This is a genomic window from Streptomyces sp. NPDC079020, from assembly GCF_044542225.1.
In the GTDB taxonomy this organism is placed as follows: domain Bacteria; phylum Actinomycetota; class Actinomycetes; order Streptomycetales; family Streptomycetaceae; genus Streptomyces.
Map to the genome: position 1 here is coordinate 208,559 of NZ_JBITUB010000007.1, position 12,758 is coordinate 221,316.

Below are 12,758 nucleotides of genomic sequence, written 5' to 3' on the forward strand. Positions count from 1 at the left end.
TCAGCGGCCGCCTTGCTGCTTGGGAGGCATGCATCCGGTCGCCGGGGGTGTGCCGGCGGGCAGGTAGTTCTTCGGGACGACCCCGCAGACGTAGTTGTCGAACCAGCGCCCGCTGCCGAGGGTGTTGCCGACGAGGCGGCTGTACGAACCGGTCATGGCCAGCACCTTGTCGAGACTCTTGCGGTTCTTGATCAGTACGGCGGTGACCCGGCCGAGCGAGTCCAGGGTCGGCTTGAGCTGCTTGTCGTTGTCCGCGACGAGCCCGGTGAGCTGGGTGCCGAGATTCCTGGTGCCGGTGAGCAGCAGATGGATGGAGTCGCGGCGCGCCTGGATCTCGCCGAGCAGCAGGTTGCCGTCCTCCAGGAGGGTCTCGAAGCTGCTCTTCTTGTTGGCGAGGGTCTTGGTGAGCTGCTTGCTGCCCTTGAGGAGGGTGGCCAGCTGGGCGTCCCGTTCGGAGACCGTCCTCGACAGTGCGGAGAGACCGTTCGCCGCGCTGCGCACATCGGGCGGGGAGTCCTTGAACGTGGCGGAGATCGCCTCGAAGCTCTTGGCGAGCTGGACGGTGTCGATCTCCCCGATGGTCTCGCCGAGTCCGTTGAACGCCTGGGTGACGTCGTACGGTGAGGTGGTGCGGCTCGCCCTGATGCGGGAGTCCGGGTCCTGCGGGGCGTTGCCCAGCGGGTCGACGGCGAGGTACTTGTCGCCGAGGAGCGTCTTGATGGCGATGCCCACGGTGGAGGAGTTGCCGATCCAGGCGTCCTTCACCCTGAAATCGACCCTCACCCGGGCTCCGTCGAGGGAGACCCCGGTGACCTCGCCGACCTTCACTCCGGCGATCCGCACCTCGTCGCCGTCGGCGAGTCCGGCCGACTCGGTGAAGTCGGCGCTGTAGGTGGTGCCGCCGCCGATGAAGGGCAGCGAGTCCGCGCGGTAGGCGGCGAGGCCGACGAGGGCCAGGACGAGGAGCCCGACGATGCTGACGGCGACCGGGTTGCGTTCCCGGATGGGTGTGATTCTCATGCCAGGCACCTCGGTTGGGTGATCGCGATGCCGGTGGGCGGTGCGCTGCCGTCGTCGGTCGTGACCGCGCTGACCTTGGCCTCGCAGAGATAGAGGTTGAGCCAGGAGCCGTAGGAGGTGAGGCGGCTGATCGCCGCCATCTTGGCCGGTGTCTTCTCCAGGAAGTTCTCGATCTTCGGCGTGTTCTTGCCCAACTGGTCGGTGAGCCGCCCCAGTTGCTTGATGTCTTCCTTGAGCGGCTTGCGGCCGTCCTCGAAGAGTCCGGCGGTGACCGTGGTGAGCGCGCCCATCGCCGTCACCGCTTCACCGAGCGGCTTGCGGTCGCCGGAGAAGCCCGTGACGAGCTTCTGGAGGGTGACGACGAGGTCGTTGAAGCCCGCCTCCCGGTCGTTGACCGTCTTCAGCACGGTGTTGAGGTTCTCGATCACCTCACCGATCACCTTGTCCTTCGCGGCAACGGTGCTCGTCAGTGATCCGACGTGCTGGAGGATGCTGTCGACGGTTCCGCCCTCGCCCTGGAGCACCTGGACGATGGACCCGGCGAGCTGGTTGACGTCCGGCGGGGACAGTCCCTCGAACAGCGGCTGGAAGCCGTTGAACAGCTGGGTCAGGTCGAGGGCCGGGGTGGTGCGGGCGAGCGGGATCGTGTCCCCGGCGGCGAAGCTGGCCCCGACCGGGCCGGCGCCCTGGTCGAGGTCGACATAGCGCTGGCCGACCATGTTGAGGTACTTGATGGAGGCGGTCACCGACGCGGGCAGCTTGCGGCCCTTGCGCACGGCGAAGGTGACCTCGGCGAGCCGTTTGTCGGCGACCTCGATGGACTCCACCTGGCCGACCTTGACCCCGGCGATCCGGACGCTGTCCCCTTCGATGAGCCCGGTGGCGTCGGTGAACCTCGCCTTGTACGAGGTGGTGTCCCCGACCCCGGTGTTGGCGATGGAGAGCGCCAGCACGGTGGTGGCCAGGACCGTCACCAGGACGAAGACGATCGATTTCGTGAGCGGTCCCGCGAGGGAGCGGCGATTCACTTGAGCTTCACCTCCGCGCCGCGGAAGGCCGGACCGATGAGCACGCTGCTCCAGTCGGGCAGGGTCTGCGGCTGGACTTTCAGTGAGGGAGCCACCAGTTCGTTGACGAGCCGGGACTCCTGCGGTGAGTTGGGCAGGCCGAGAGCGGTGTCCGGGGACCCGCCCGCGGTGACGCCGGCCGAGGTGCCCGGCCCGGCTGCGGCGGGGCGGTCCGCCCGCGCCGTCCGGGCATCGGCGGTGGGCACGTGCCGGCCGACGTACGGCACCGAGTAGCAGTGCGGGCCGCCGGTGGCCTTGTAGACGGGAGTGTCCCGGCCCGCCACGTACTTCCCCTTGGAGGGGACCGATTTGACGGTCACATGCAGTCCCGGCTGGTTGGTCCCCTTGCCCAGGGCCTTGTCCATGGCGGGCACGAATCCGGCCACGGTGCGCAGGGTGCAGGGGAAGGAGTCCGCGTACTCGGCGAGGACCTCGAGCGTCGGCCTGCTGGAGGCGGAGAGCCTGATGAGGTTGTCCTTGTTCGCCCGGAGGAAGGTGGTGATGTCCTGCGCGGAGGCGGTGGTGGCCCCGTACAGGTCGGCGAGCTCGGCCTGCTGCTCGGCGATGGTGCCGCTGGTGGTGGTGAAGTCGGTCAGCGCGTCCAGGACATCGGGCGCGGCGTCGCCGTACACCGTGCTCACCTTGACCAGTTCCTTGATGTCGGCGTTGAGCGTGGGGAGTTGGGGGTTGAACTTCTTCAGGTGGGCGTCGAGCGTGACCAGGGTGTCGCCGAGCTTGTCGCCGCGTCCCTCCAGCGCCTGGGAGACGGCGTTGAGAGTGGCGGAGAGCTTCTCCGGCTTCACCGCGGTCAGCAGCGGCAGCACGTTGTCGAGGACCTGTTCCAGCTCGATGGCGTTGCTGGAGCGGTCCTGCGGGATCACCGCTCCGGCGCGCAGCGTCCTGGTGGAGGGGACCGGCGGGGGGACGAGTGCCACGAACCGTTCCCCGAAGAGGGTGGTGGGCAGCATCTGGGCCGTGACGTCGGCGGGGATCTGTCCGAGTTTGCCGGGGTCGATGTCCAGCGTGAGACGGGCTCCGTCGTCCTCGGCGGCGATGTCGCGCACCTGGCCGATGACGACTCCGCGCAGTTTCACGTCGGCGTTGTCGTGCATCTCGTTGCCGACGGATCCGGTGCGTACGGTCACGGTGGCGTTGTCGGTGAAGTCCTTCTCGTACACCGAGACCGACACCCACACCAGGACGACGGGCGTGAGCAGGAACGCGACTCCGGCGAGTCTGCGGCGGACCGTCCGTGTGCTCCGGGGAATCATCAGCCGGCCACCTTCACGGTCGTCGTGGCGCCCCAGATGGCGAGCGAGAGGAAGAAGTCGGTGACGCTGATCAGCACGATCGCGTTCCGCACCGACCGCCCGACGGCCACCCCCACCCCGGCGGGGCCGCCGGTGGCGTGGAAGCCGTAGTAGCAGTGGGCGAGGATCACCAGCACGCTGAAGATCAGCACCTTGAGCACCGACAGGAGCACGTCGTCCGGGGAGAGGAAGAGATCGAAGTAGTGGTCGTACGTTCCCGCGGACTGGCCGTTGAAGAGGATCGTGATGTAGCGGGAGGCGACGTAGGAGGAGAGCAGCCCGATCGCGTACAGCGGAATGATCGCGACGACTCCGGCGATGATCCGCGTCGTGACGAGATACGGCATCGACCGGACGCCCATCGCTTCCAGCGCGTCGACCTCTTCGTTGATCCGCATCGCCCCGAGCTGGGCGGTGAAGCCCGCGCCGACGGTGGCGGAGAGGGCGAGACCGGCGACGAGCGGGGCGATCTCACGGGTGTTGAAGTAGGCGGAGATGAAGCCGGTGAAGGCGGAGGTGCCGATCTGGTTGAGTGCCGCGTACCCCTGGAGGCCGACGACCGTCCCCGTGAAGAGGGTCATCGCGATCATCACGCCGATGGTGCCGCCGATGACCCCGAGTCCGCCGCTGCCGAAGGCCACTTCGGCGAGGAGGCGCTGCACCTCTCTGAGGTAGCGGCGCAGGGTACGCGGAATCCAGACCAGCGCCCGTACGTAGAAGGTGAGCTGGTCGCCCGATCTGTCGAGCCAGCTGAGCATCGGCATCGGTCAGCTCCCCTTCGCGGGGACGATCTGGAGGTAGATCGCCGTGAGGACCATGTTCACGAAGAACAGGAGCATGAAGGTGATGACGACGGACTGGTTGACCGCGTCACCGACCCCCTTGGGGCCGCCCCGGGGGTTCAGTCCCCGGTAGGCGGCCACGATCCCCGCGATGAAGCCGAAGATCAGCGCCTTGAACTCGCTGATGTACAGGTCGGGCAGCTGGGCCAGGGCGGAGAAGCTGGCCAGGTAGGCGCCGGGGGTGCCGCCCTGCATGATCACGTTGAAGAAGTAGCCGCCGAGGGTGCCGACGACGGAGATCAGCCCGTTGAGCAGGACGGCGACGAGCATGGTCGCCAGGACCCGCGGGACGACCAGGCGCTGGATGGGCGAGACGCCCATGACCTCCATCGCGTCGAGCTCCTCGCGGATCTTCCGGGAGCCCAGGTCCGCACAGATGGCCGATCCGGCCGCCCCGGAGATCAGCAGCGCCACGATGATCGGGCTGGCCTGCTGGATGACGGCCAGCACACTGGCGCCGCCGGTGAACGACTGCGCCCCCAACTGCTGGGTGAGCGAGCCGACCTGGAGGGCGATGACCGCGCCGAACGGGATGGAGACGAGTGCGGCGGGCAGGATCGTGACGCTGGCGACGAACCAGAACTGCTCGATGAACTCCCGCAGTTGGAAAGGCCTGCGGAAGATGGCCCGGCCCACCGCGAGGCCGAGCGCGAACAGCTTCCCGGTCTCCCGCAGCGGGGCGAGCAGCCGGGCCGGGGCCTTGTTCCCGGGCGTCTCCGTCCGGGGCGCCGGGGGCGCGGAAGCCCCGGTCGTGGGCGGCTCGGGAGGCCGCACCGGCATGGGGGCCGTCACGGGCGCGCACCCCCCGCGGCAGGCGTGTAGCTCTGCATGATGGCCGTACGGGCGGCCTCCGGCAGCTGACCCATCATCGACATGACGCGCTCGCGGCGGCGCAGCGCACCCTGGCGCACGGGCATGCCGGGAGACGGCTCCAGCTGCGGTACGACGGTGCGTGGCCCGGTGTCGTAGCCGGCGCCGCCGTCCCGCTGCTCGGCCGCGAGGGTGGCGGCGTCCTTCTCCTCGGACATCCCGATGGGGCCTTCCCGGCGTCCGGCGAGGAACTGGGAGACGACGGGGGTGTCGCTGGTGAGCAGCACCTCGCGCGGTCCGAAGGTGACGAGATTGCGACAGAACAGCATGCCCATGTTGTCGGGGACGGTCGCCGCGATGTCGAGGTTGTGGGTGACGATGAGCATCGTCGCGTCGATCTGCGCGTTGAGATCGATGAGGAGCTGGGAGAGGAACGCGGTACGGACCGGGTCGAGTCCGGAGTCCGGCTCGTCGCAGAGGATGATCTGCGGGTCCAGTACGAGGGCACGCGCGAGACCGGCGCGCTTGCGCATGCCGCCGGATATCTCGCCCGGGAGCTTCCCCTCGGCGCCGAGAAGTCCGACGATGTCGATCCGCTCCATGACGATGCGGCGGATCTCGGATTCCTTCTTGCGGGTGTGTTCACGCAGCGGGAAGGCGATGTTGTCGAAGAGCGACATCGAGCCGAAGAGGGCGCCGTCCTGGAACATGAGCCCGAACAGCTTCCGGGTCTCCATGATTTCGCGCTCGGGGCTGTTCACCATGTCGACGCCGTTGATGAGGACGCTTCCCTGCTCGGGCTTGAGCAGTCCGATGATGGATTTCAGGAAGACGGTCTTTCCGGTGCCGGAGGGGCCGAGCATCACGCTCACCTCACCGGCCGGCAGTGTGAGACTGACGTCCTGCCAGATGTTCTGTCTGCCGAAGGACTTCGTCAGGCCCTCGACGACTACTTCGATTCCCATCGGACCTCCTTCGAAGTGGTCGTGAACGTAGTCATCTTCTCTGCGCTCCGGCTCTGAGAAACCCAATGGCGGATCGTCACTCGTGCACCAGGAGGCGCACGCTATGTCCGTCGAAACCGCCAGGACAAGCCGTTGAACAGCGGAAATCGACGAACGAGGTGCCGGAAGTGGATCACTTGTCATTCGATGACAAATCCGCCCCCTGCTTTTGTCGCGATGTGCGCAAGTGCTCCGGCGGCCGAGCCGGGCCCTGGCCTGCACAGCCGGCGCGCGGGGCGCCCGAACCGGCCCCCCGCGTACACCGAACGAGCAGGTGCCGAGGGGTCCGGGTCACTCATCGGGGACGCTACGGCCGAGTAACCTGGCTACGCAATACCGGATACGAAAATTTCTGCGAGGCGATCAGGCGGCCACGATTACTTGTCGGCAGATGATTAATCGGCGCGTGAAACCTGTAAGAAAGTGAGGAATCATCGCGGAGACCGAAAGAATGCCGGGCAGGGCGCCTTCCCGCGCCGTCACGGTGTTTCCGCACAGCCCCCTCCACGCCGATGAGCCCTTCCGGTGAGGCTTCACCGGAAGGGCTCATCACATGGGTCGCGCAAGGGGCTCGGCGAAGGTCAGCGCTCCGGCTTCGGCACCTTCGGGGGGCAGTCGGGACCATCCGGGTTCGTGGAGACGCACAGGGGTGCCTGAGTCATCTTGATGTAGTTCCCGCCCCCCGAAATGGAGGCCGTGAGCAGCGGATCCAGGTCTTCCCCGACACCGCATCCCTCGAAGGACGGAATATACGTGTTTCCGTCCATGGTGCCGCCGTACTGAACGGTGTACCCGGCGCGCGGATAGGTCGTCCCGAATGCCCTGAGTGTCTGCTCGATCGGCTTGGAGGCCCGGCAGTTCGGCCCCACGTCGAGGGACACACCGTTGACCTTGACGTCCTTGACGCGCAGCTCGAACTTGGCGGTGATGGTGGTGTATTCGGGGTATCGCGGATCGACGATGAGGTCGTTGATGGTGAGGGAGTCGATGCTGGCCGTCGGGCCGACCTGACTCAGGATCATCGTCGCCGTGGTCGGCATGAAGCCGAACGAGAGGAACGTGCCCCGCGAAGGCGGCAGCTGCCGCTTGCCCTCGTGCTCGAACTCCGCGCCGCTCAGCACCCGTACGGTCTTCATGCACGGGTCGTTGGTGTACTTCATCATCATGGTCACGTTCGTGCGGGCGGGACCCAGCAGCGCCGCGCCGTTCAGCTTCTTGACGTTGGTGAACCCCGTCACGAACGCTTCGGAAGGGGTGGGGAGTTCCATCGAGAAGGGGCACGGCTCGACCTCGCCCTCGCCCTCCTCCTGTTTCCTGTCGGCCTCCCGCCGCGCGTCGTCCAGCTTCTCGCGCTGGCCGGGCGGGAGCGCGTCGTCGCGGTCGGGGTCCGCCGGCGGCTGCCCGACGGGTTCCTCCGCCGGCGTGCCGCTGATGGGCAGCGTGGCGAGGACGGTGTCCGCTCCCGCCGCCGGGCGGCAGGTCACGTCGATGCCGCTCGGCGCGGCGGGTGAGCCGTCCGCCTTGAGCGGGCTCAGCGTGAACGTCAGGTCCGAGGCCGTCAGCGTGGCCCTTCCCGGGGAGCCGAACGTGGCCGTCGGGACCGGCCCGGCCGCCTCCAGCCTGACGCTCTCGCGCCCGGCGATCTCCTGCGCGGGAGCCGCCAGGCCGGACCAGTCGGCCCTGGCCGAGTCCGTCCCCGCGGTGTACTGGACCGCGAGCTGGGCGAGGGCGGAGACCGCGGTCGCCTCCAGCTGCTCCAGGTCGCCGAGCACTCCCCTCGGCAGGTCGAGACCGACCGTCACCTCACGGGCGGCCACGGGGTCGCCCACCTTGCCGCTCGCCGGGTAGCCGGCCGCGACGACCGCGGTGACCGTGCGGCTGCCGGAGGGGAACTGGCAGTCGTAGTCGACGGCGGTCTCGGACCGCTGCCCGTCGGCCGCCGACTGGGCACCGGGCAGAAAGGTGGCGGCGACGACGAGGAGACCGCCCGCGGTCATCCGCGCCGTGCGGCGGGGGGCCCAGCGTGCATTGGCTGCCATACGACTCTGCCTTCCGGACTCGATTGTGCGACTGTCCCGGGAGCAGGCGTCCGTACGCGCCGCACCGGGAACGCCCGGACGTGCGCGGCCGTCCGGAGCAAGGAAATCCACCGCGCCGTAAGGGAATTGACCAGGCGCCCACAGCTGCTTACCGGTGGGTACCGTACGCGGCGCCCGAGATGCTTGGGAAGCGCTTCACGCGCCGCACTTCCCGGGCGGGGCGGGAACAGGAAGCGAGTGACAAGAATCGCCGAGCACCTTGTCAGTTCGTGAGTATTTCCGGTGTCCTCGCCGACGGGGCCGGCCCGGCCGCAGGAACTGCGGCCGGGCCGGAGCACTCGGGTGATGCGACAGGACCCGAGCGGTCACCGTGCGCGGATCAGCTGTAGGTGATGACGGGCGAGCCGCCGGCGGCGGACACCACGTTGTAGGTGCCCTTGAAGGTCGCCGTCGCGCCCACGATGCCGCAGCCGCCTCCGACCTTGCTGCCGATGGTCAGCAGACGGGGGCTGGTGGCCGCCGGAGCCACGGCCAGCGTGCCGTTGGAGCCGCCGGCGCTCGGGTTGTTGTAGACGCTGTCCACCGTGCCGGTCACCTTGAAGGTGCACGGGCCGAGGACGCTGGAGCCGGTGACCGTGGCGGTGATGCCGCCGACCCAGCCCGTGGTCTTTCCGGTGCCGTTGGTGCCGGAGCCCGCGGTGTACCCGCCCGGGGTGTTGCCGTTGATGGTCCACGGCGTGGCGGCCGTGACGGTCCACGTGCTGCCGAACGGGCCGGTGCACGGCGCGTTGAACGAGGCGGAGGTGATGTTGGCCAGGACCGGCCCGGCGACGGGCGAGGCGGGCACGTTGCCGTTGGCGGAGGCGGTCGCGCACTGGATCACGTTGCCGACATTGTCCGTCAGGGTCGTCACACCGGCCGTGCCGGTGAAGTTCCCGGTCGGCGTGATGTTCCAGGCGGCGCTGGGGCCGGCGATCGCGGACGGGGTGGCCAGGGCGACCGCGGCAGCGGCGGCAGCGGCGGCGGTGATGATTCGCGTCTTCTTGAGCATGGAACTTCTCCTGTCCCGTTGGGGAATTGGTCCGTCAGGGTTGCGCCGAAATGACACAGTCCTGTCCGGCACGGTTATCTGGGGGAAGTACTCCCGTTCACGGACGAACGGGCCGCAGCTGAGCGTGAACCAGTCGATTGCCTTTTGGGGCGGCTCTCCCGGGCAGTTTTCGTGCCAGGCGGTCCGATGCAGTTCCCGCAATGAAGCCGGTCCATGTGGCGACTCAATGACTACTGACCGGTACTTTACTGCGCCAATTCGGAGTTGAGAAGAGGTGGAACAGAAATCCTGTTCCGCTTTCTCATATTTACGGGCGCGCCATCGCGTTTCCCGGCGCCACCGCGTTTCCGAAGGCCACCGTATTTCCGATGGCCACCGCGTTTTCGATGGCCACCGCGTTTCCGATGGCGCGGCCGCGGACACCCGGCGGTGGCGGCGGGAGACCGTCCCCGACCGCCGACGATCACCTGCGCGCCCTCACCGGCCGCCCACCGCCGAGGAGGTCGCAGCCCCGCGGCCCTCGGCGGAACACCGTTTACTTCAGGGCCGAATGCCAGAACCGCGAGAGCTCCTTGCCCTCGTTCGGCGCGAGGCTCGCCGGGGTGTAGGGGCTGGCGAAGTACGTCGAGGTGCTGTTGAGGGTCACGCTGTTCTTCCCCGACGCCGAAGGAAGTCCGGTCTTGAGGTTCACCGCCCAGTCCAGCAGCCCGGCCCCGCAGCCGCTGGCACCCGGAACGGCGAACGCGGAATCCCCCTGGTCGGCGCCGTCGAAGGTGTACCGGCCCATCTCGCCGGCTTCGTCGCGGGGCCCGTTCGCCGCGAACCGCTGGAGCGAGAGCGAGGGCTGGGTCAGATTCTGCGGCTTGAGCAGCACCGGGTTGGCCGTGGTGCCGATGTAGCACTTGTCACCGAGGAACGGGTTCTTCAGGTGAATGCGGACCGGGATGGTGAGAATGGGCTGACCGGTGGAGAACGCCGCGGTCATCTGGAAGTCCCGGGGCGCACCGGCCGGTTCGATGGTCGCCGTCACCCGGTTGAGGTCATTGTCCGTCAGCTGCCGGCAGATTCCCGAGATCACGGGAATTCCGTTCGGGCACATCAGCCCGAGCAGGCCTCCCGGAATTTCGGCGGAATCGGCGATGAGTGCCCCTTCGGGCGGTGCGACCAGCGAGGTGGTGCCGTCATTGTGCTGGATCACGCCGAGCTGCAGATCGCTCTTGCCGGTCGGCACCACGGACTTGCCGAGCGTGATCGATCCGGTGGCGGAACTCGACGAGATGCAGGTCGCGACATCGGTGACGCCGTCCGCGGCCAGCATGGCGGGCGCATCCACCGGGCAGCGGTCGAAAGGCGCCCAGTCGCCGTTGAGCTGTGTGGCGGCGGTGGCCGAGCCGGTGGAAAGCAGAGCGGTGAACGCCGTGAATGCGGCAAGCATCCCCACACGGGTTCTGGTGGAAACGGGTCTCATGTCGTCCCCTCTTGTCGGCCGCCACATCAGCGGCCTCGTGCACGAAGTTGTTCGGTGGCAACGTCTGCCGCGCCGAGGACGGCGATCGCCGACGGTGACCTGTCAGTGGTGCCCCGGGTTGACCGAAGGCGGGAGCTCCGAGCGTCAAATTTCGGGCAGATTTCACGTCCGAATTGACCGAGGCGTGATGTTACTCGCGGGAAACAGGGCGACACAATCCGTCCGCCTAAGATCTTTTTCGCCGCCCGGATTTTGATCCGGAAATGAGTATCGCCGCGTGCGCCTTTTATCAAGGGGTGCGCAACCGAGTGCGCCCGCCGAGGCGGAACAGGGCGCTCCGGCGGGCGGAACCCGCTCCTCGCGCACACGGGACGGAGCCGGGCGGCCGGGCCCGGGAGTCCGTACGCGTACCGCCTGGCCTGCGCACCGGCCGCCGCCCCCGGCGGAGCGGGGCGGGGCACCGGCGAGAACCGGCCCGCACGCGTACCCCGTGGTGAGCCCCCTCCCCGCCGGTCACCCCGAACGGCGCCCGCACCCTCCGCCGGCCGCCCTCATGTACGCGCCGACAGCCCTTCGCCCAGAGCGAGATGGGTTTGTTGTCACCATCCGAGCACGCGGCCGAAATTCATTGTCCGAAAGCGAGTATTACCTCCCCACCTGCACGGAAGACCCACAACGCGCCGACGATGTGTGCCCCCTGCACTCCGATCTTGTCCAAGTGGTGGGCACGGTCTCTGACTTGGTCTATCTTCATCGCGGACTTGGTACGCACCTGTCGGTTCGTGGGAGCGCTTCCCCCCACCGCCTCACCCCACCACCGGGCGCCGAGAGCAAGGGGAATACGTCATGCCACATCTCATACAGCCGTTGGACACCGAAGACCCGCTGGGGCCCCTCCCCCAGGAATTCGCCGCCATGATGCGGCCCGAACTGCCCAGCCTCATCAAGGAAATCGGTATAGAAGTCACCCGGGCGTATCCGGAATACGCCCGCCTGCTCGACGGTCCGAACGGGCTGGCCATCCGGGTGGGTGTGGAACAGAGCCTTTCGTCCTTCGTCGATCTGGTGGCGGAGCCCTCCGCCTCCACCACGCTCCGCGACGACATGTGCCGTCGTTTCGGAAGGTTCGAGGCGTACGAGGGAAGGAGCATGGACTCCTTGCAGGGGGCCTATCGCCTGGGTGCCCGGGTCGCGCTGCGACGGGCGAAGAAGGTCGGCCGGAGTTACCACCTCTCCCCCACCCTCATGCTGAGTTTCGCCGATGCGCTCTTCACCTATGTCGACGAACTGGAAGCCCTTTCCCGCGAGGGGTTCCTGGAGGTGCAGTCGCAGTCCGGCGAACAGGGCGAGGCCATGCGCCGCCGTCTCCTCCATCTGATCCTCGCCGGACGCCCCGTACCCCGCAGCGCCATCGCCGATCTGTGCGAGCAGACCGGCTGGGTGCTGCCCGAGCAGGTCACCCTGATCGCCGTGCGCGCCCCCGCGGCCCTGGAGCGGCTCTGCACGGACCGCGACATCCTGGCCGACCTCAGCGATCCGCAGCCGCACTTACTGATCCCGGGGCCGGTGGACGAGGCACGAAGATCGATGCTGGCGCAGGCTCTGCCCACCGCGCACGCCGCGATCGGGCTGACCGTCCCCACGGCCCTGGCCTCGGACTCGATCCGCTGGGCCCGCAGGGTGCTCGAACTCGTCGACGCGGGCGTGATCGACGACACGCCGTTCGTCCGGTGCGAGGACCATCTGATCACCCTGTGGCTGCTGTCCGACCCGTCCCTCCTGGACCAGCTCGCCCAGCGGGAGCTGGCCCCGGTCGCCAAGATCAGCGCCAACCGCCGCGAGCGGCTGATCGAGACCCTGAGGATCTGGCTCGACACCCGCGGCACGGCGGCCCAGATGGGCGAGCTGCTCGATGTGCATCCGCAGACGGTCCGCTACCGCATGCGCAATCTGGAGACCATCTTCGGCGAACAACTGGTCGATCCGGAGGCCCGGTTCTCCACCGAGGCGGTGCTGCGCGCCCTGTCGCTGCGGGCCCGCAGCGACACCAAGCGCTCCTGAGTCCATGCACGTGCGGTGGTGGCGAGTCAACTTACCCACGCGTAAGGGGAAATAGACGGTCAGTCCCAAACGGTTGCGACACGGAG

Annotated in this window: 10 protein-coding genes; 1 reads left to right on the top strand and 9 read right to left on the bottom strand. The window is 68.1% G+C overall.

All coding sequences use genetic code 11. The annotated features are described in order from the left end of the window. The 9 genes from ACIGJO_RS17045 to ACIGJO_RS17085 form a co-directional block, all read right to left on the bottom strand. Positions 1 to 1,020 (bottom strand): MCE family protein, encoded by a 1,020-nt coding sequence (locus ACIGJO_RS17045; RefSeq protein ID WP_399958622.1) that lies wholly within the window; start codon positions 1,018 to 1,020, stop codon positions 1 to 3. Continuing rightward, the gene (locus ACIGJO_RS17050) at positions 1,017 to 2,048 is read right to left on the bottom strand and encodes an MCE family protein (RefSeq protein ID WP_399958624.1); all 1,032 of its coding nucleotides are present in this window, start codon (positions 2,046 to 2,048) and stop codon (positions 1,017 to 1,019) included. The genes ACIGJO_RS17045 and ACIGJO_RS17050 overlap by 4 nt, the downstream gene beginning before the upstream one ends. Next, positions 2,045 to 3,358, bottom strand: a complete 1,314-nt coding sequence (locus ACIGJO_RS17055; RefSeq protein ID WP_399958627.1) for an MCE family protein — start codon at positions 3,356 to 3,358, stop codon at positions 2,045 to 2,047. The genes ACIGJO_RS17050 and ACIGJO_RS17055 overlap by 4 nt, the downstream gene beginning before the upstream one ends. After that, positions 3,358 to 4,161 (bottom strand): ABC transporter permease, encoded by an 804-nt coding sequence (locus ACIGJO_RS17060; protein ID WP_266925736.1) that lies wholly within the window; start codon positions 4,159 to 4,161, stop codon positions 3,358 to 3,360. The genes ACIGJO_RS17055 and ACIGJO_RS17060 overlap by 1 nt, the downstream gene beginning before the upstream one ends. 3 nt (positions 4,162 to 4,164) lie before the next feature. Beyond that, positions 4,165 to 5,031, bottom strand: a complete 867-nt coding sequence (locus ACIGJO_RS17065) for an MlaE family ABC transporter permease (protein ID WP_399958629.1) — start codon at positions 5,029 to 5,031, stop codon at positions 4,165 to 4,167. Continuing rightward, positions 5,028 to 6,014: an ATP-binding cassette domain-containing protein gene (locus tag ACIGJO_RS17070; protein WP_329946724.1), complete on the bottom strand. Its 987-nt coding sequence runs from the start codon at positions 6,012 to 6,014 to the stop codon at positions 5,028 to 5,030. The genes ACIGJO_RS17065 and ACIGJO_RS17070 overlap by 4 nt, the downstream gene beginning before the upstream one ends. 620 nt (positions 6,015 to 6,634) lie before the next feature. Further along, positions 6,635 to 8,092, bottom strand: a complete 1,458-nt coding sequence (locus tag ACIGJO_RS17075) for a DUF6801 domain-containing protein (RefSeq protein WP_399958632.1) — start codon at positions 8,090 to 8,092, stop codon at positions 6,635 to 6,637. Between the two features lie 379 nt (positions 8,093 to 8,471). Continuing rightward, entirely contained in the window at positions 8,472 to 9,143 is a 672-nt protein-coding gene (locus tag ACIGJO_RS17080) for a hypothetical protein (RefSeq protein ID WP_399958634.1), read from the bottom strand. A gap of 535 nt (positions 9,144 to 9,678) precedes the next feature. Continuing rightward, positions 9,679 to 10,611, bottom strand: coding sequence for a hypothetical protein (locus ACIGJO_RS17085; protein WP_399958636.1), 933 nt, complete (start codon positions 10,609 to 10,611; stop codon positions 9,679 to 9,681). An 846-nt stretch (positions 10,612 to 11,457) separates the two neighbouring features. Between ACIGJO_RS17085 and ACIGJO_RS17090 the strand changes: the two genes are divergently transcribed. After that, positions 11,458 to 12,672 carry a helix-turn-helix domain-containing protein gene (locus ACIGJO_RS17090; protein WP_399958638.1) on the top strand — a complete coding sequence of 405 codons (1,215 nt, stop codon included), beginning with the start codon at positions 11,458 to 11,460 and terminating at the stop codon, positions 12,670 to 12,672. Positions 12,673 to 12,758 lie beyond the last annotated feature (86 nt).